The sequence below is a fragment of the Saccharothrix obliqua genome, from assembly GCF_019375475.1.
In the GTDB taxonomy this organism is placed as follows: domain Bacteria; phylum Actinomycetota; class Actinomycetes; order Mycobacteriales; family Pseudonocardiaceae; genus Actinosynnema; species Actinosynnema obliqua.
The window spans coordinates 492512-509108 of sequence record NZ_JAHXGQ010000001.1 but is presented as its reverse complement, the minus strand read 5'-3'; the positions used below and the strand labels follow the sequence as shown (position 1 = coordinate 509108).

The 16597-nt window shown below is 72.6% G+C and carries 15 protein-coding genes; 3 read left to right on the top strand and 12 right to left on the bottom strand.

From position 1 onward, the window contains the following. Position 1: 1 nt before the first annotated feature. The 4 genes from KZQ38_RS02645 to guaB all read right to left on the bottom strand — a co-directional run bounded on the left by KZQ38_RS02645 (position 2) and on the right by guaB (position 5486). Complete coding sequence (locus KZQ38_RS02645) at positions 2 to 964, bottom strand: MBL fold metallo-hydrolase (protein ID WP_219437980.1); 963 nt, start codon at positions 962 to 964, stop codon at positions 2 to 4. A 45-nt stretch (positions 965 to 1009) separates the two neighbouring features. Then, a complete protein-coding gene (locus KZQ38_RS02640; RefSeq protein WP_219437978.1) occupies positions 1010 to 2722 on the bottom strand; it encodes a GMC family oxidoreductase in 1713 nt (570 codons plus the stop codon). Between the two features lie 71 nt (positions 2723 to 2793). Continuing rightward, complete coding sequence (locus KZQ38_RS02635) at positions 2794 to 3927, bottom strand: GuaB3 family IMP dehydrogenase-related protein (RefSeq protein ID WP_219437976.1); 1134 nt, start codon at positions 3925 to 3927, stop codon at positions 2794 to 2796. 47 nt (positions 3928 to 3974) lie between these two features. After that, positions 3975 to 5486: an IMP dehydrogenase gene (guaB, locus tag KZQ38_RS02630; RefSeq protein WP_219437974.1), complete on the bottom strand. Its 1512-nt coding sequence runs from the start codon at positions 5484 to 5486 to the stop codon at positions 3975 to 3977. A gap of 69 nt (positions 5487 to 5555) precedes the next feature. Here guaB and KZQ38_RS02625 point away from each other — a divergent pair, with 69 nt between their 5' ends. Further along, on the top strand, positions 5556 to 6005 hold the full coding sequence (locus KZQ38_RS02625; protein WP_219437971.1) for a DUF5319 domain-containing protein: 450 nt from the start codon (positions 5556 to 5558) through the stop codon (positions 6003 to 6005). An 88-nt stretch (positions 6006 to 6093) separates the two neighbouring features. Here the strand turns inward: KZQ38_RS02625 and KZQ38_RS02620 are convergent, their stop codons facing one another. The 5 genes from KZQ38_RS02620 to KZQ38_RS02600 form a co-directional block, all read right to left on the bottom strand. Next, positions 6094 to 6954, bottom strand: coding sequence for an anti-sigma-D factor RsdA (locus tag KZQ38_RS02620; protein WP_308258203.1), 861 nt, complete (start codon positions 6952 to 6954; stop codon positions 6094 to 6096). 84 nt (positions 6955 to 7038) lie between these two features. Continuing rightward, positions 7039 to 7611, bottom strand: a complete 573-nt coding sequence (locus tag KZQ38_RS02615) for a sigma-70 family RNA polymerase sigma factor (protein ID WP_121009685.1) — start codon at positions 7609 to 7611, stop codon at positions 7039 to 7041. 241 nt (positions 7612 to 7852) lie between these two features. After that, positions 7853 to 8449 carry a response regulator transcription factor gene (locus KZQ38_RS02610; protein WP_015805222.1) on the bottom strand — a complete coding sequence of 199 codons (597 nt, stop codon included), beginning with the start codon at positions 8447 to 8449 and terminating at the stop codon, positions 7853 to 7855. 80 nt (positions 8450 to 8529) lie between these two features. Further along, positions 8530 to 9948, bottom strand: coding sequence for a hypothetical protein (locus KZQ38_RS37445; RefSeq protein ID WP_257900939.1), 1419 nt, complete (start codon positions 9946 to 9948; stop codon positions 8530 to 8532). A 41-nt stretch (positions 9949 to 9989) separates the two neighbouring features. After that, on the bottom strand, positions 9990 to 10997 hold the full coding sequence (locus tag KZQ38_RS02600; RefSeq protein WP_257900744.1) for a MerR family transcriptional regulator: 1008 nt from the start codon (positions 10995 to 10997) through the stop codon (positions 9990 to 9992). A 189-nt stretch (positions 10998 to 11186) separates the two neighbouring features. Here KZQ38_RS02600 and KZQ38_RS02595 point away from each other — a divergent pair, with 189 nt between their 5' ends. Beyond that, positions 11187 to 11483, top strand: coding sequence for a WhiB family transcriptional regulator (locus KZQ38_RS02595; RefSeq protein WP_121009691.1), 297 nt, complete (start codon positions 11187 to 11189; stop codon positions 11481 to 11483). 419 nt (positions 11484 to 11902) lie between these two features. On the opposite strand, the gene groL is transcribed toward KZQ38_RS02595, so the two are convergent. Beyond that, positions 11903 to 13522, bottom strand: coding sequence for a chaperonin GroEL (groL, locus tag KZQ38_RS02590; protein ID WP_219437967.1), 1620 nt, complete (start codon positions 13520 to 13522; stop codon positions 11903 to 11905). Positions 13523 to 13607: 85 nt separating this feature from the next. After that, the gene (gene groES, locus KZQ38_RS02585) at positions 13608 to 13901 is read right to left on the bottom strand and encodes a co-chaperone GroES (protein ID WP_033428811.1); all 294 of its coding nucleotides are present in this window, start codon (positions 13899 to 13901) and stop codon (positions 13608 to 13610) included. Positions 13902 to 14172: 271 nt separating this feature from the next. Between groES and KZQ38_RS02580 the strand changes: the two genes are divergently transcribed. Then, a complete protein-coding gene (locus tag KZQ38_RS02580; protein WP_219437965.1) occupies positions 14173 to 15681 on the top strand; it encodes an alkaline phosphatase D family protein in 1509 nt (502 codons plus the stop codon). 39 nt (positions 15682 to 15720) lie between these two features. On the opposite strand, the gene KZQ38_RS02575 is transcribed toward KZQ38_RS02580, so the two are convergent. After that, complete coding sequence (locus KZQ38_RS02575) at positions 15721 to 16581, bottom strand: NAD(P)-dependent oxidoreductase (RefSeq protein WP_219437963.1); 861 nt, start codon at positions 16579 to 16581, stop codon at positions 15721 to 15723. Positions 16582 to 16597: the final 16 nt, after the last annotated feature.

The following is a 16597-nucleotide window of genomic DNA, read 5'->3' as shown; positions in this document are numbered from 1 at the left end:
CTCAGCGCTGCAACGCGGCCCACACCTCGCGGTCGCGCTCGGCCGTCCAGATGCGCGGCCAGTCCACGCCGTCGCACTCGTCCCAGTACCGCTGCACGTCGAACGGCAGGCAGTGCTCGAAGATCGGCCACCGCCCGTAGCGGGGCGCGAGGGCGCGGTGCGCCGCCTCGAACGCCTCCGCCACCGTGCCGCCGGACTCGTGCACCGCGCCCACCGTGCGCCTCAGCTCGTCCAGGAAGTGCCGGGACTGCGCGATCGCCGCCTCCACCGCGCCCCGGCCGCGCACCACCGGGCCGCGCCCGCCGACCAGCACCTCCGCGCCGAGCGCGTGCACGGTGTCCAAAGTGGACGTCGCCCACTCGTCGTGGAACGCGTCGCCGGTGTACAGCGCGGCCTGCGCCTCCACCAGGTCGCCCGCGAACAGGATGCGCTGGTGCGGCAGCCACGCCACGATGTCGCCCGCCGTGTGCCCGCGCCCGCAGTACCGCAGCTCCAGCACGCCCCGGTCGCCCCCGAGGGGGATGGTGAGGCGGTCGCTGAACGTCAGCGTCGGCCAGGTGAGGCCCGGGATGGACGAGGGCTCCTCGAACAACCGCGGCATCCGGCCGTACTCGCTCTCCCAGTCCTGCCTGCCGCGCTCGGCGATGAGGGTCCGGGTCAGCTCGTGCGCGATCACCTCGTCCGCGCCGAACGCGCTCGCGCCCAGCGTCCGCACCGCGTGGTAGTGGCTGAGCACCAGGTACCGCACCGGTTTGCCGGTGTGCTCGCGCAGTCGGTCCAGCCACCGCCGGGCCGCGACGGGGGTGGCTCTCGCCTCGACGCAGACCAGGAAGTCCTCGCCCTCCACGGCGCCCACGTTCGGGTCGCCCTCGGCGGTCAGGGCGTAGACGCCCTCCGCGAGTTCCACGAACTCCTCGTCCTTCGGGGCGAGGTCGGCGCTGGACGCAAACGGCTTCGCTGCCACGCCTCCCACCATAGGACCGCCGCACGGGGAGCGGACCGGCCGTTTTCAGGTCACCCGGACGACCGGCAGCCGCAGCGCGCCGGGCGCGGACCCCGGCACGGCGGGCCGCACCGGGCGCACCGGTGCCACCCGCCGGTACGCCGCGCCCGGCGCCGGACGCCCGTCCACCTCGCCCTTGTTGGGCCACAGCGCGAACGCCCGCTCGGCCTGCGCCGCGATGGTCAGCGACGGGTTCACGCCGAGGTTCGCGGAGATCGCCGAGCCGTCCACCACCGACAGGTTCGGGTACCCGAAGACCCGGTGGTACGGGTCGATCACGCCGGAACCGGCGTCCGAGCCGATCGGGCAGCCGCCGATGAGGTGGGCGGTCAGCGGGATGTCGAACAGCTCGCCCCAGGTGCCGCCCGCCACGCCGCCGATGTGCTCGGCGGCCAGCAGGTTCGCCCGGTGCCCGGCCGGGATGAACGACGGGTTCGGCTCGCCGTGGCCCTGCCGGGACGTGAGCCGCCACCCGAACGGGCCCCGCCGGCGGTAGGTGGTGATGGAGTTGTCCAGGCTCTGCATCACCAGCAGGATCACCGTCCGCTCGCTCCACCGGCGCACGGACAGGACCCGCGCGAACCGCACCGGGTGGCGCACCGCCTGGCGCAGGAACTGGACCAGCCGGGGCGTGCTCCGCCCGCCGTCGGTGGCGAGCGTCTGGAGCAGGCCCATGGCGTTGCTGCCCTTGCCGTACCGGACGGGCTCGATGTGGGTGCGGTCGTCGGGGTGGATGGACGACGTGATCGCCACGCCCCGGCTGAAGTCGCGGTCCTCGTCCACGGTGGTCCGGCCCGCGCCGATGATCGACTCGGAGTTGGTGCGGGTCAGCTCGCCGAGCCGGGCCGACAACCGCGGCAACGCGCCCTCGGCCTTCATCCGGTGCAGCAGCTGCTGGGTGCCCCACGTGCCCGCGGCCAGCACGACCTGGCCCGCCGTGATGGTGTGGCGGCCGGCGCGGAACTTCGCGCCGGTGCGGCGGGTGCCCACCACCCACGTGCCGTCCGCCGCCTGCCGCAGGTCGGTGACGGTGGTCAGCGGCAGCACCGCGGCGCCGTGGCGCTCGGCCAGGTACAGGTAGTTCTTCACCAGGGTGTTCTTCGCGCCGACCCGGCAGCCGGTCATGCACGCGCCGCACTCCACGCACCCGGTGCGGTGCGGTCCCGCGCCGCCGAAGTACGGGTCCTCCGCGACCCGACCCGGTTCGCCGAAGAACACGCCGACCGGCGTCGGGTGGTAGGTGTCGGCGACGCCCATGTCCTCCGCCACCCGCCGCATGACCTCGTCGGACGGCGTGGTGGTCGGGTTCTCCACGACGCCGAGCACCCGGCTCGCCTGGTCGTAGTACGGCGCGAGTTCGGCTTCCCAGTCGGTGATGTGCGCCCACTGGCGGTCCGCGTAGAACGGCTTGAGCGGCCGGTACAGCGTGTTCGCGTACACCAGCGACCCGCCGCCGACACCCGCGCCGGCCAGCACGACCACGTCGCGCAAAGCGTGGATGCGCTGGATGCCGTAGCAGCCCAGCGCGGGCGCCCAGAGGTAACGCCGCAGGTCCCAGGAGGTCTTGGCGAACTCGTCGTCGGCGAACCGGCGACCCGCCTCGACGACGGCGACCCGGTACCCCTTCTCGGTCAGGCGGAGCGCGGCGACGCTGCCACCGAAGCCCGATCCCACCACCACGACGTCGTAGTCGGTGTTGTTACCGGCGAGTTCACCCATGGGAGCAGGTTAGGGGTGACTTCGGGTAACAGCCAGACCCCGGCCGCCCGCGAGCGGCCGGGGAGCGGCGGTCAGCCCCGGACGGTCAGGCCGACCTTCTGGAACTCCTTGATGTCCGAGTAACCCGTCTTGGCCATCGCGCGGCGCAGCGAGCCGAACAGGTTCGTCACGCCACGCGGGTCCACCGACGGCCCGAACAGCAGGCTGCGCAGGTCCACCACCTGGTCCACGCCCGTCGACACGTGGCTGCGCGGCACCGACGGGTGCGCCGACGACGCCGTCCAGTACAGGCCCTGGCCGGGCGCCTCGGCCGCCGCGGCGAGCGGTTCGCCGAGCATCACCGCGTCCGCGCCGCACGCGATCGACTTCGCCACGTCACCGCTGGTCAGCACGCCGCCGTCGGCGATGACGTGCACGTACCGGCCACCGGTCTCGTCCAGGTAGTCCCGGCGCGCCGCCGCCGCGTCCGCGATGGCCGTGGCCATCGGCACGCCGATGCCCAGCACCGAGTCCGTCGTGGTCACGCCCGGCGTGTAGCCGTAGCCGACGATCACGCCCGCCGCGCCCGTGCGCATCAGGTGCATCGCCGTCCGGTAGTCGCCCACGCCGCCCGCGATCACCGGGATGTCGAGGTCCGCGATGAACGACTTCAGGTTCAGCGGCTCGCCGTCCCGCGACACGTGCTCCGCCGAGATGATCGTGCCCTGCACGACCAGGACCTCCACGCCCGCCGCGAGCAGGTCCGGCGTCAGCTCGGCGGCGCGCTGCGGGCTGACCCGCACCGCCACCGTGACCCCGGACTCCCGCACCTGCTTGATCGCCTCGGTGATCAGGTCCATCCGGACCGGCGCGGAGTGCAGCTCCTGGAGCACCTTGACCGGCGCGGCCGGGTCGTCGGTGTCCTCCACCGACTGCACCAGCCGGAACAGGGCGTCCTCCACGTCCGCGTGCCGCGCCCACAGGCCCTCGGCGTTCAGCACGCCGAGACCGCCCAGCTCGCCCACCGCGACCGCCGTGCCCGGCGACACGATCGCGTCGGTCGGGTGCGTGATCAGCGGGATCTCGAACCGGTAGGCGTCGATCTGCCACGCCGTCGACACGTCCTTGGAGGACCGGGTCCGGCGGGACGGGATGATCTCGACGTCGTCCAGCTCGTAGGCCCGCCTCGCGGTCCGGCCCATGCCGATCTCGACCAGATCGCGCACTTGTTAGTCCTCTCGTGGAGCGGGCGGAGCCAGGTGGTCCTGATCCGTCACCGGGTGGTGTAGTTCGGAGCCTCTACGGTCATCGTGATGTCGTGCGGGTGGCTCTCCTTCAGCCCGGCCGCCGTGATGCGCACCAGCTGCTTCTGCTGGAGGTCGGCGACCGTCTTCGAGCCGGTGTACCCCATGGCCGCGCGCAGACCGCCGACCAGCTGGTGCACCACCTGCGACAGCGGGCCCCGGAACGGCGTGCGGCCCTCGATGCCCTCGGGCACCAGCTTGTCCTCGGACAGCACGTCGTCCTGGAAGTACCGGTCCTTGGAGTAGGACTTGGCGTCGCCGCGGCCCTGCATCGCGGCCAGCGAGCCCATGCCCCGGTAGGTCTTGAACTGCTTGCCGTTCACCAGGACCAGCTCGCCGGGCGACTCGGCGGTGCCCGCGAGGAGGCTGCCCAGCATGACCGTGCTCGCGCCCGCCGCGATGGCCTTGGCGATGTCGCCGGAATACTGGATGCCGCCGTCGCCGATCACCGGCACGCCCGCGGGCGCGCACGCCAGCGACGCCTCGTAGATCGCGCTGATCTGCGGCACGCCCACGCCCGCCACGACGCGCGTGGTGCAGATGGAGCCGGGGCCGACGCCGACCTTCACGCCGTCCGCGCCCGCGTCCACCAGCGCCTGCGCGCCCGCCCGGGTCGCGACGTTGCCGCCGACCACGTCCACGGTCTCGCCGAGTTCCTTCTTCACGCGGGCGACCATCTCCAGCACGTTGCGCTGGTGGCCGTGCGCGGTGTCGACCATGATCACGTCGACGCCCGCGTCCGCGAGGGCCATGGCGCGGGCGAAGCTGTCCTCGCCGACGCCGATCGCCGCCGCGCACAGCAGGCGGCCGTCCGGGTCCTTGGACGCGTTGGGGTACTGCTCGGTCTTGACGAAGTCCTTGACCGTGATCAGGCCGCGCAGCCGGTTGTCGGCGTCGACGATCGGCAGCTTCTCGACCTTGTGGCGGCGCAGCAGGCCGAGCGCGGCCTCCGCCGACACGCCCACCTGGGCGGTGACCAGCGGGCCCTTGGTCATGATCTCGCTGACCTTGCGGTTGTGGTCCACCTCGAACCGCATGTCCCGGTTCGTGATGATGCCCACCAGCTTGCCCTGCTCGTCGGTCACCGGGACGCCGGAGATCCGGTAGCGGGCGCACAGCTGGTCGACGTGGCGGATGGTGTCGTCCGGCGTGCACGTCACCGGGTCGCTCACCATGCCCGCCTCGGACCGCTTCACGGTCTCCGCCTGGCGGGCCTGCTCGTCGATGGACAGGTTGCGGTGCAGGACGCCGATGCCGCCCTGACGGGCCATGGAGATGGCCATCCGGCCCTCCGTCACGGTGTCCATCGCGGCCGACGCGAGCGGGACCCGGAGGGTGGTGTTGCGGGAGATCCTGGTGCTGGTGTCCACGCCGCTCGGCACGATCTCGGATTCGGCGGGCAGCAGCAGGACGTCGTCGAAGGTCAGTCCCAGCATGGCGAACTTGGGCGGGACTCCGTCAGCGTTGAGCTCGCTGGTCATGGCGGCTGGCTTGCCTTCCGTCGTGCGGTGATCCCGCCGCACGCGGATTGGGGTTTTCCGCAGGCGGCGATGGGTTCAGCCCATGGTATCTGGACGTGGTCGGGGGTCCTGCCGGTACCGTGCGTGGTCGTGCCGCACGACGCGTTGCCACCAGACCCGTTCGCGGGCGACCCCGAGGACCCCGCGCGGGCCCTGGGGCACCCGGAAGACGATCACGACCACCCGCCGATGGACGACGTCGAGCGGGCGGAGCTGATCGGCGACCTGAGCGACCTGGCCGTCTACCAGGCGCTGCTGGAACACCGCGGCGTCAGAGGCATCGTCGTGGACTGCGGCGAGTGCCAGGAGCCGCACTACCACGACTGGGCGCTGCTGCGGTCCAGCCTGGAGCAGCTGCTGTCGGACGGGCGGATGCGCCCGCACGAGCCCGCGTACGACCCGGACCCGGCGGCGTACGTCAGCTGGGAGTATTGCCGGGGCTACGCGGACGGCGTGACGGCGACCGAGAGCGCGCGCTGACGCCGCTCGGGATGTGACGAATCACTCGTCACACCGGAACGCCGAACGCCCGCACCCCGGTCCGGGCGCGGGCGTTCGCGGGAGTCCTTCAGTTGCCGCCGGTCGCGGCGGTGTTGTTGCTGTTGTTGCCGCTGTTGCCGGTGTTGTTGCCCACCTGACCGGTGTTGCCGCCGCCGGGCTCGCCGCGGGACTCGTTGCCGCCGCTCGTCTGGGTGTTGCTCGTCGGGACCGTGCCGTTCGTGGTCGGCGTGGTCGTCGTCGTGGGTGTCGGCTGCGTCGTGGTGGTGGCGTCGGTGGTGGACGGCGCCGGGGTCACCGAGGACGGGGCGCTGGTGGTCGTCGGCGCCAGGGGCGCGGACGACGAGGAGTGGCCGGCGGGCGTGCTCGCCGGCGGCGGCGTCGTGCTGGTCAGCTCGCGCCACAGGTTGCCGTGCTTCTCCTCCAGGTCGGCCTTGCCGTCGTCCACCGAGATGGACGGCAGCACCTGGCCGGCGCGGTCCAGCAGCGAGCGGGCGTCGCCGTACCGGCCCTCGCGCAACGCGATGCGGGCGGTGTCCAGGTCGGTCCGGACGGTCACGGCGGCCTCCACGGAGCGCGCGTGCTCCGAGTAGAGCACCCGGGTCAGGCCCCACAGCGCGTCGCCCGGCTGGGCGTCCCGCGCGACCAGGCTGACGCCGGTGAACGCGATCGCCAGCACGGCGGCGGCGCTCGCGAGGGGGATCAGGAAGCGGTGCCTGCGCTGCTGCGGGCGGGCCGCGGCGATGGTCGCCACGGCGGTGTCGGTGTCGACCAGCTCGCCCACGGGGCGGCTGTCCACCTCGCGCCGCCACGCGAGCAGCAGCGCGTTCAGCTCGTCGTCGACGAGCGCCTCCGTCTGGCCACGCCCACCAAGCGCGTCCAGCAGCGCGTCGTCCGCCCGGATGCCGGCGAGGTCGTCACCGGGCTCCACCGGGGGGTCTTCCGAAGTGAGCGGGGTTCTCTCGTCTCGTCCGCGCACGACTCGTCCATCGCCCTTCTCGTGCTGGTCGGCCACTCAGACCACCTCCTCCGCTGCCAACGTCTTGCGGAGGCGGGCCAAGGCGCGGTGCTGCGCCACCCGCACCGCGCCCGGCGTGGAACCGACGGCGTCGGCGGTCTCCTCGGCCGACAGGCCGACGACCACTCGGAGCAGCAGGATCTCCCGCTGCTTCTCCGGCAGGATCTTCAGGAGCTGGGCCATGCGGCCGGACAGCTCGCCCTGCATGGCGCGCTGTTCCGGACCGGCTTCCGTCTCGGGGGCGTCGGGCACCTCCGGGACCGGTTCCGACCGGTTCCGGGCGGCTGAGCGATGCGCGTCGGCGACCTTGTGCGCGGCGATCCCGTAGACGAACGCCAAGAACGGCCGACCCTGGTCGCGATAGCTGGGCAAGGCCGTCAGCACCGCGAGACACACCTCCTGGGCCACGTCGTCCGCCGAAGCGAAAGACCTCTCCTGCCTTCCGACTCTGGCGCGGCAGTACCGCACCACCAAGGGACGAATGGATGCCAGCAGCCGCTCGATTGCGTGGCGGTCGCCATCGACGGCCGCGCCCACTTCGGCGTCCAGTCCGTCCCCCAAGTTGGTCATCGCAGACAACAGCCCTGGTGTTACGTGTAGGCGTACCGACAACGAACGGCACGAACCGACCGATGTCGCCCGTACCGGTGACGCTTACCGTACCGGTCCGCTGCCCGGATGGTCGCTTAAGGGGGTCTTAAGGCCCTGCATGACGGGCCGTCACGCCCTGGGCCGGCGCAAACGAATCAGCCCGGCGACGCGGGGGTCGCCGGGCTGACCGGAGGAAGGAGTACCCGGTCGCGGCCCGGGGTTACGAGACGAGCCCGCGCCGGAAGCCGTGCGCGACGGCTTGGGCGCGGTCACGGACGCCGAGCTTGCGGAACAGCCGGCGGGCGTGGGTCTTGACGGTGTCCTCCGACAGGTACAGCTCGCGGCCGATCTGCCCGTTGCTCTTGCCCTGGCTCATGCCGCGCAGCACCTGGAGTTCCCGCTCGGTGAGCTGGACCCCCGGGTCGGACGGCTGGCGCGGTGCGGGCACCGAGGTGCTCGCCAACGTGTGCGCGAGCGCGGCCACCAGCTCGGGGCGCGAGGCGTCCCAGCGGAGGTAGCCACGCGCGCCACCGGCGATCGCGGCGGCGATGCTGCCCGCGTCGTCCGGAGCGCCGAACACGATGACGTTTGCCTGCGGGTTGGCCGAGACGAGCCGACGGGTCGCTTCGACCCCGGTCGGGACGGCGCGCTGGGTTCCCACCAGCACCACGTCGACCGGCTGACGGGAGAAGCGCGCCAACAACTCGTCACCGTGCGCTACGCAGTCGATGCGGCTAACCCCGGGGACAGCCGACATCACGCGGGTGAGACCCTCCCGCACACTGCGCCGGTCGTCGCATATAAGGACCGTGGTCACGGGGACTCCTTCCTGCAGCCGAGTGACGTTCCACTTCCCCTATCGGACGCTAGGGGCAGAACCTTGACACGATCCGGTGCTTAATCCGTCAAGAAGTTCGTCTGAGGGTCTGCGTTCGGGGGTTCCCCGGAACGGAGCAGCGCCGTCGGAATCCACGGAGAGTTGGCCGCGAGTTGGCGGCCAATTGGATCAGCCCTGCGTAACGTGCAGCTCAGAGCGTTGACGACCGCATTCCGGACACTCGTGGTCTCCGCAGGATTGCGGACGACCGGACTGGTCAGGAGCACGTACGCCATCGGCCAGGACAACGAGAGGAGCCCGTGGCGGTGAGTGTGATTTAGGTCACAGCGAAGGATGTCGATGCCCCGTTCGACGCTTTCGGGTGTCCCCCACACCACGAGCGCGGTCCCCAGGACGAGCCGGGACTTGAGCAGGTGTCGCGTTCCACCGGCCGCTCCGGCGAGCCGCACCGCGGCCTCCGCCGGCCCCACCGCCGCCTCCGGGCGGCCGGAGGCGAGTGCCAGTTCGGCGGCCACCCAGTGCACGCGCACGGCGGTCCGCCAGCTCGTCGGCGCGACGCGGGCGTGCAGGCGGCGTGCCTCGACCAGGCGGCCGGCGCCGAGCGCGTCGGCGGCGAGGCCCAGCAACGCGTCGGCCAGCGCCCCGGCCGCGTCCACGCCGTCGGGGTCGCCGGACCACCCCGCGCCGGCGGACAGCCCGGGACCACCGGCCCGCCCCCGCTCCGCCGGTCCCGGATCGCCGGTCCGGCCCGGGTCGGCGCTCATCCCCGGGTCCGCGCTCGGTCCCGGGTCGGCGTTCCAGCCCAGGTCGGCGGACTGCCCGGCACCTCCGGCCGCCCCCCGGTCCGCGCTCGGTCGGGCGTCCGCGCTCGGCCCCGGGTCCTCCCGCGCCGGTCCGGCAGCCGGCACCGGTTCGGCGTGCTCCCAGCCGGCTGGACGGCCGTGTCCGGTGGCCGGGACGTCGCCACCGGACCGGGCGACGCCGGTCGCCGCCGGACGAGTGGGTGATGGGTCCTCGCCCGGTTGGGTGGGCGGGGCCGAACGGCGGCCCGCCGACCGGGTGGCCGGCACGACCCGCACGCCTGGCGGTCCCTCCCATGGGGGCGCGCCGGGGGTGTCCGCGGTCCGCATTGCGGCGCTCCGGGCGGTCTCGATTGGCGGCCCGCCCTGCGCCGTTCCGGTCGAGGGGGCGGGTGCCGGCGGCGCGGTGGCCAGGGCCAGGGCGTCCAGGCGGCGTGCCGGGCCGTGCGCGCCCAACTGCCGCCGATGCGACGCGAAAGTGGACGCGGCCAGCGACGCGAACAACCCGTCACCCGACCCGATCAACGCGGTGAGCACCGTCGCCGCCGCCGCGTAACGACCCTGCGCACCCAGCACGACCGCCGCCAACCAGCGCTCACGCGGCGACCCGCCCGCGGCGGCCTCCCACACGTCCGCCCCGGGCCGGTCCCCGAACGCCGCGGCTCGAAGTGGGTCCACCCCGTCATTGTGCGGGCGCACCCCGACATCCCGGCGAACCCTCAGCACACGGCGCGTTCCACCGCGTCCGCCGCCTCCGCCAGGTCGTTGATCCGCTCCGCCGGCGACGGCACGATCCCGCGCGCCCACCCCGGCCCGCCGACGAACACCCGCACCTGCTGGCGCGTCCGCGGCAACGCCGACACCGCACCCGGATCGGCGTAGCGCGGCAGCTGCGCCCACAGCACGACCGCCGCCGGCGCGGTCCGCCGCACCGCCGCCGCCAGGGCGTCCAGCGGCAGCGCCGCGCCGAGCTGGCGGATCCCGATCCCCCGCCCCGCGAGCACCGCCGCCAACGGGTAGAGCGGCAGGTTGTGGCGTTCCTCCGGCATGCACGCGAGCAGCACGGGCCGGTGGTTGCGCGGCTCGGCGACGATCGGCGTGGCCCGCACCATCGCCGCCATGACGCACTCGTCCAGCAGGTGCGACACCTCGACGCCCGCGCCCGAGTGCTCCCACCGGGCGGCGATGGCCGCCAGCACCGGGCGGACCACGTCGTTCCACGTGGCGATCACCCCGTCCTGCTCGACGGAGTCCGCGAGCAGCAGCTGGACCGCCGCCGAGTCCATCGCCAACGCGGCCCGGCCGACGCCCCGGGCGAGCCTGCTCGCGCCCGGCAGCTTCAACCCGCGCCCGCCCGCGGCCGGCGCGACGCCGTCGACCTCTCCCCCGGTCAGCACGGGCGCGGCGGTCAGCCGGGGCGGCTGCGCCGGTGCGGACAACGCGTACTTGGCCGCCTCCGCGCTCGACGCGCCCCGCAGCAACGCCCGCTGCATCAGCTCCAGTCGCGCCACGTCCTTCGGCGCGTACTTGCGGTGTCGCCCGGTTGTGTGATCACTGGGTCCGAGGCCGTAGCGGCGGTCCCAGGTGCGCAGGGTAGCGGGCGCGACGCCGAGCCGGCGGGCCACCGCGGCCACCGACAAGGTCACCGAATGCGCAGGATCATCCTCTGCCGCAACGGGTTCCCGCTCGCCTTCGGACGTCGCCGCGGTGTGGTCGGGTGGCGTCATCACGGGGACATGGTCCGTTCACCTGACGTCACCGGCAACTCCTGGGGTGACGCCGATTGATCACCCATCGAATGAATTGCCATCTTTCTGACGGCGACCCCCTTGAACAAGTTTTGGCGCGGTTCTACGGTGGATCATCGTTAAGCCGAATGGAGCAGTTCACGTCAGTGGGCCAAGGAGGCGGTCTCGATGGCGGACACCCGAAGGCTTCCCGGTCCCAACGCCGACCTGTGGGACTGGCAGATGCGCGGCTCCTGCCGCGGGATGGACAGCGCGTTCTTCTTCCACCCGGACGGGGAGCGCGGACCGGCGCGGGCGAGGCGGGAGGCGCGGGCGAAGGCCGTGTGCCTGTCGTGTCCCGTGCTGGAGATGTGCCGGCGGCACGCGCTGGCGGTGCAGGAACCCTACGGGATCTGGGGTGGGCTCTCGGAATCCGAACGCGACAGCATCATCAAGGCCCGCAAACGACAACTCGCCCTCACCTGACCGGCAGCGGACCGACAACTCCACGACTGAGCCGGGACGCCCCGCGCGCGTCCGGGCCGGCAGCCGACCGGACGGAGCCCGGCGACGACCACCCGACCAACCGGGGGCGCGGCCGGCGGCACCCGACCGGGTTGAACCCACAGCCCACCGACCAACCGACCGGGCCGCGGCCGGTCACCCGCCGACCGACCGGACCGCAGCCGACCGGCCCGGCGACCAGCCGAACCCGGACCGCGACCGAACGGGGTCGGCGGTCACCCGATCGAGCGGCAACCCGCGTGGCCGCTCGACGTTCCGCGAGCCGGTGGCCCGTGACGTGCGACCGTGACGTGCGAAAGGGGCGGCACCCAAGCGGGTGCCGCCCCTTCGTGCGAGCGCTCGGAGCGAGCCCTCAGCGGTAACGCCTCAGCCGCAACGCCTCAGTGGCCGTGACCGTGGCCGTGGCCGTGACCGGCGTCGGCCTCCTCTTCCTTCTTCTCCACGACGGCGCTCTCCGTGGTGAGCACCATGCGGGCGATGGAAGCGGCGTTCGCGACGGCCGACCGGGTGACCTTGACCGGGTCGATGATCCCGGCCTCCAGCAGGTCGCCGTAGACCAGCGAGGCCGCGTTGAGGCCGAAGCCCCAGTCCTGCTCGCGGACCTTGTTGACCACGACCGCGCCTTCCAGCCCGGCGTTCGCGGCGATCCAGTACAGGGCCGAGCCGAGCGCCTCGCGCACGATCCCGACGCCGGTCGCCTCGTCACCGGTGAGGTCGAGGTCGCCGTCGAGCACCTTGGCCGCGTGCACCAGCGCCGAACCGCCGCCGGGCACGATGCCCTCCTCGACCGCGGCCTTGGTGGCGGCCACCGCGTCCTCGATGCGGTGCTTCCGCTCCTTCAGCTCGGTCTCGGTGGCCGCGCCGACCCGGATGACCGCGATGCCGCCGGACAGCTTCGCCAGCCGCTCCTGGAGCTTCTCGCGGTCCCAGTCGGAGTCCGTGGCCTCGATCTCGCGACGCAGCTGCTCCGCGCGGGCGGTCACGTCGGCCTTGGTGCCGGCGCCGTCGACGATCGTCGTGTTGTCCTTCGACACCACGACGCGCCGCGCGGAACCCAGCACGTCCAGACCGGCCTCGGACAGCTTCAGGCCGACCTCGGCGGAGATGACCTGCGCGCCGGTCACGACGGCCAGGTCGTCCAGGAACGCCTTGCGGCGGTCGCCGAAGTACGGCGCCTTCACCGCGACCACGCGCAGCGTCTTGCGCAGGGCGTTGACCACCAGGGTGGACAGCGCCTCGCCCTCGACGTCCTCGGCGATGATGACCAGCGGCTTGCCCGCCTCGGCCACCTTCTCCAGCACCGGCAGGAGGTCGGCCAGGGCGCTGATCTTCTCGCGGTGCAGCAGGATGCGGGCGTCCTCGAACACCGTCTCCTGAGCTTCCAGGTCGGTGGCGAAGTGCGCCGACACGTAGCCCTTGTCGAACTGCACGCCCTCGGTGATGCGGAGTTCGGTCGCCAGCGTCGAGGACTCCTCGACGGTGATCACGCCGTCCTCGCCGACCTTCTCGATGGCCTCGCCGAGCAGCGCGCCGATCGACTCGTCGCGGGACGACACGGTGCCGACCTGCGCGATGTTGTCGCGGCCCTTCACCGGGGTGGCCTTCGCCTTGAGGGCGTCCACCACGGCGTCGGCGGCGGCCTGGATGCCGCGGCCCAGCGACGTCGGGTTCGCGCCCGCCGCCACGTTCCGCAGGCCGACCCGCACCATGGCCTGGGCCAGCACGGTCGCGGTCGTCGTGCCGTCGCCCGCCACGTCGTTGGTCTTGGTCGCGACGCTCTTCGCGAGCTGCGCGCCCAGGTTCTCGAACGCGTCCTCCAGCTCCACCTCGCGGGCGATGGTGACGCCGTCGTTGGTGACCGTCGGACCGCCGAACTTCTTGTCGAGCACCACGTGCCGGCCGCGCGGACCGAGGGTCACCTTGACCGTGTCCGCGAGCTTGTTCACGCCGCGCTCAAGAGCCCGACGAGCGTCCTCGTCGAAGCTGATCTGCTTGGGCATAACCTAGCCTCTCTCAGATGCGCGAAACGCCCCGGAACCCCCGGTTCCGGTGGGTCGCCGGGGCGTCCTGCGTGGCGGCCGAACGTCAGTTGATGACGGCCAGCACGTCGCGGGCGGAGAGGATCAGGTACTCCTCGCCGTTGTACTTGACCTCGGTGCCGCCGTACTTGGAGTAGATGACGACGTCGCCGACAGCCACGTCCACGGGCACGCGGTTGCCCTTGTCGTCGATCCGGCCCGGGCCGACCGCGAGGACCTTGCCCTCCTGGGGCTTCTCCTTCGCGGTGTCCGGGATCACGAGGCCGGACGCCGTCGTGGTCTCGGCCTCGCTGGCCTGCACGACGATCTTGTCTTCGAGCGGCTTGATGTTCACGCTCACCGGGCTGACCTCCACGGTCGTCGAAAGCGTTGGCAGGTTGCGTTTACGGCTCCTGCCACCCCGCCGTCGCGGGGGTCGGGGCGGTTGCTGGTGCCGTGCAGCTAGCACTCTACCCACGCGAGTGCCAACGCTTCAACGAGCCCCGGCCACTCCTACCCGACGGTGACCCACGCCACTCCTCGAAGGCCCCACCAGGCGGCGATCTTCCCGACCCCTGCCCGCACCCCGCCGTTCACCAATGGGCCAACACCGTCCACGACGGTGGTCGACCATGACCTCCCTGACTCGACGCACCCTGCTGGTGGGCGGTGCCGCGCTGGCCGCGGTCGGCGCCGGATTCCCCAAGCTCGCCAACCCCTTCACGCTCGGCGTTGCCTCCGGCGACCCCAGCCACGACGGCGTGGTGCTGTGGACGCGGCTCGCACCCAGCCCGCTGGACGGGAACGGCCTGGGCGGGATGCCGAACCGGGTCGTGCCGGTGCACTGGGAACTCGCCGAGGACGAGCGGTTCCGGCGGGTGGTCCGGCGCGGCGTGGAGGTCGCGCGCCCGCAGTCCGCGCACAGCGTGCACGTGGAGCCGTTCGGGCTGCGCCCCGGCCGCGACTACTACTACCGGTTCCGGGTGGACGGCCACGTCTCGCCGGTCGGCCGCACCCGCACCGCGCCCGAGCCGTGGTCGGTCGGCCAGGACCTGACGATGTGCTTCGCCTCCTGCGCGCACTACGGCGAGGGCTACTTCACCGCCTACCGGCGGCTCGCCGAGGACCACCCCGACCTGGTCCTGCACCTGGGCGACTACCAGTACGAGTACGCGGCGGCCAAGAAGGACGTCCGCGAAGTCCTCGGCCCGGAGACCAGGACGCTGGCCGACTACCGCCTGCGGCACGCGCAGTACAAGACCGACGCGGACCTCCAGCTCGCGCACGCGGTCGCGCCCTGGGCGGTTGTGCTCGATGATCACGAGGTCGAGAACAACTGGGCCGACGAGGTGCCGGAGCAGCCGGACCCGGACTTCCTGAAGCGCCGCGCGGCGGCCTTCCAGGCGTACTACGAGAACATGCCGCTGCGCCGCGCCGCCCGCCCGAACGGCATCGACATGCGGCTGTACCGCCGCATCCGCTGGGGCAACCTCGCCACGTTCCACATGCTGGACACCCGCCAGTACCGCGACGACCAGGCGTGCGGCGACGGCTGGAAGACGTGCGCGGACGCCGCCGCGCCGGGCCGCAGCATCACCGGCGCGGCGCAGGAGGCGTGGCTGCTGGACGGGTTCCGCCGGTCCCGCGCCCGCTGGGACGTGCTGGGCCAGCAGGTGTTCTTCGCCGAGCGCGACCGCAAGGACGGCCCGGAGAAGGAGGTCTCGATGGACGCGTGGGACGGCTACCTCGCGTCGCGCGACCGGGTAACCCGCGGCTGGGTGGACGCCCGCGTGCGCAACACCGTGGTGCTCACCGGCGACGTGCACGCGGCGTACGCGGCCGACGTCAAGGCCGACTGGCACGACCCGGCGTCGTCCCGGACGGTCGGCACCGAGCTGGTGTGCTCCTCGATCACCTCGGGCGGCGACGGCAACGACACCTCGGACGAGGTGCAGCTCCGCCTCAACCCGCACATCAAGATGCACAGCAGGCGGCGCGGCTACGTGCGGACGCGGTTCTCCGCGCGGGAGATGCGGGTCGACTTCCGCGCACTGCCCCACGTGTCGAAGCCGGGCGCGGAGGCCACCACGCTCAAGTCGTTCGTGGTGGAGGACCGCAACCCCGGCCTGAACCCGGTCTGACGGGTGCGGGGGCGGTCCGCGCGGACCGCCCCCGCCCGGTCAGCGACCGGCCTTGATCACCTCGTACAGGGCGGTCCAGTTGTCGCGGCCGAACCCGGCGGCGAGGCCCTTGCGGTACATCCCCTGGACGGCCTTCGGCAGCCCGGCGTCCACGCCAGCGTCCTCGCTCGCGCCCACGACGTGGTCGGCGGACGCGCTCATCATGATGATGTTCGACAGGTCGCCGGGGTGCTCGCCGCGGTCGATGGCGTCGACGGTCATGTCCAGGTACTCGACCAGGCCGCCGACGTTGTCCCGCAGGTGCGGCAGGAACTCCGCCCCGCTGATGCCCGCGGACTTCACCAGGGCGACGCTGTGCAGGACGCCGGACAACGCGGTCAGGAAGAAGTCGAGCTGCGCCTGGTAGTACAGCTGCGCGAGGGAGTGGTCCTCGCCCAGGTACTCGGTGCGGCCGAGCACCGCCAGCGCCTCGCGGTGCTCCTCGAACACCGCGGACGGACCGCTGTAGAACACGTAGGCCGCTTCCGTGCCGACCACCGGCGGCGGCACCATCACGCCGCCCACCACCAGCTCCGCGCCCCGCTCGGCGAGCCACGCGGCGGCCTTCAGGGTCTTGTCCGGGGTGTCCGAGCTGAGGTTGACGATGGTCTTCCCGGCGACCGGAACGCCGTTGAGCACGTCGTACATGGCGGCGTAGTCGGTGAGGCTGAGCACGATCAGCCCGTTCGCCGCCACGGCGTCCCGCGGGGTGTCGGCGCGGCGCGCGCCCTTGGCGACCACCTCGTCGGCGCGGCTCGCGGTGCGGTTCCACACCGTCACGGGGTGGCCGTGCTCCAGGAACTTCGCGACCATGGCCCGCCCCATCGGGCCGAGGCCGATCAGGGTCAGCGGCTTGCTCATCAGTGGTTTCTCGCTT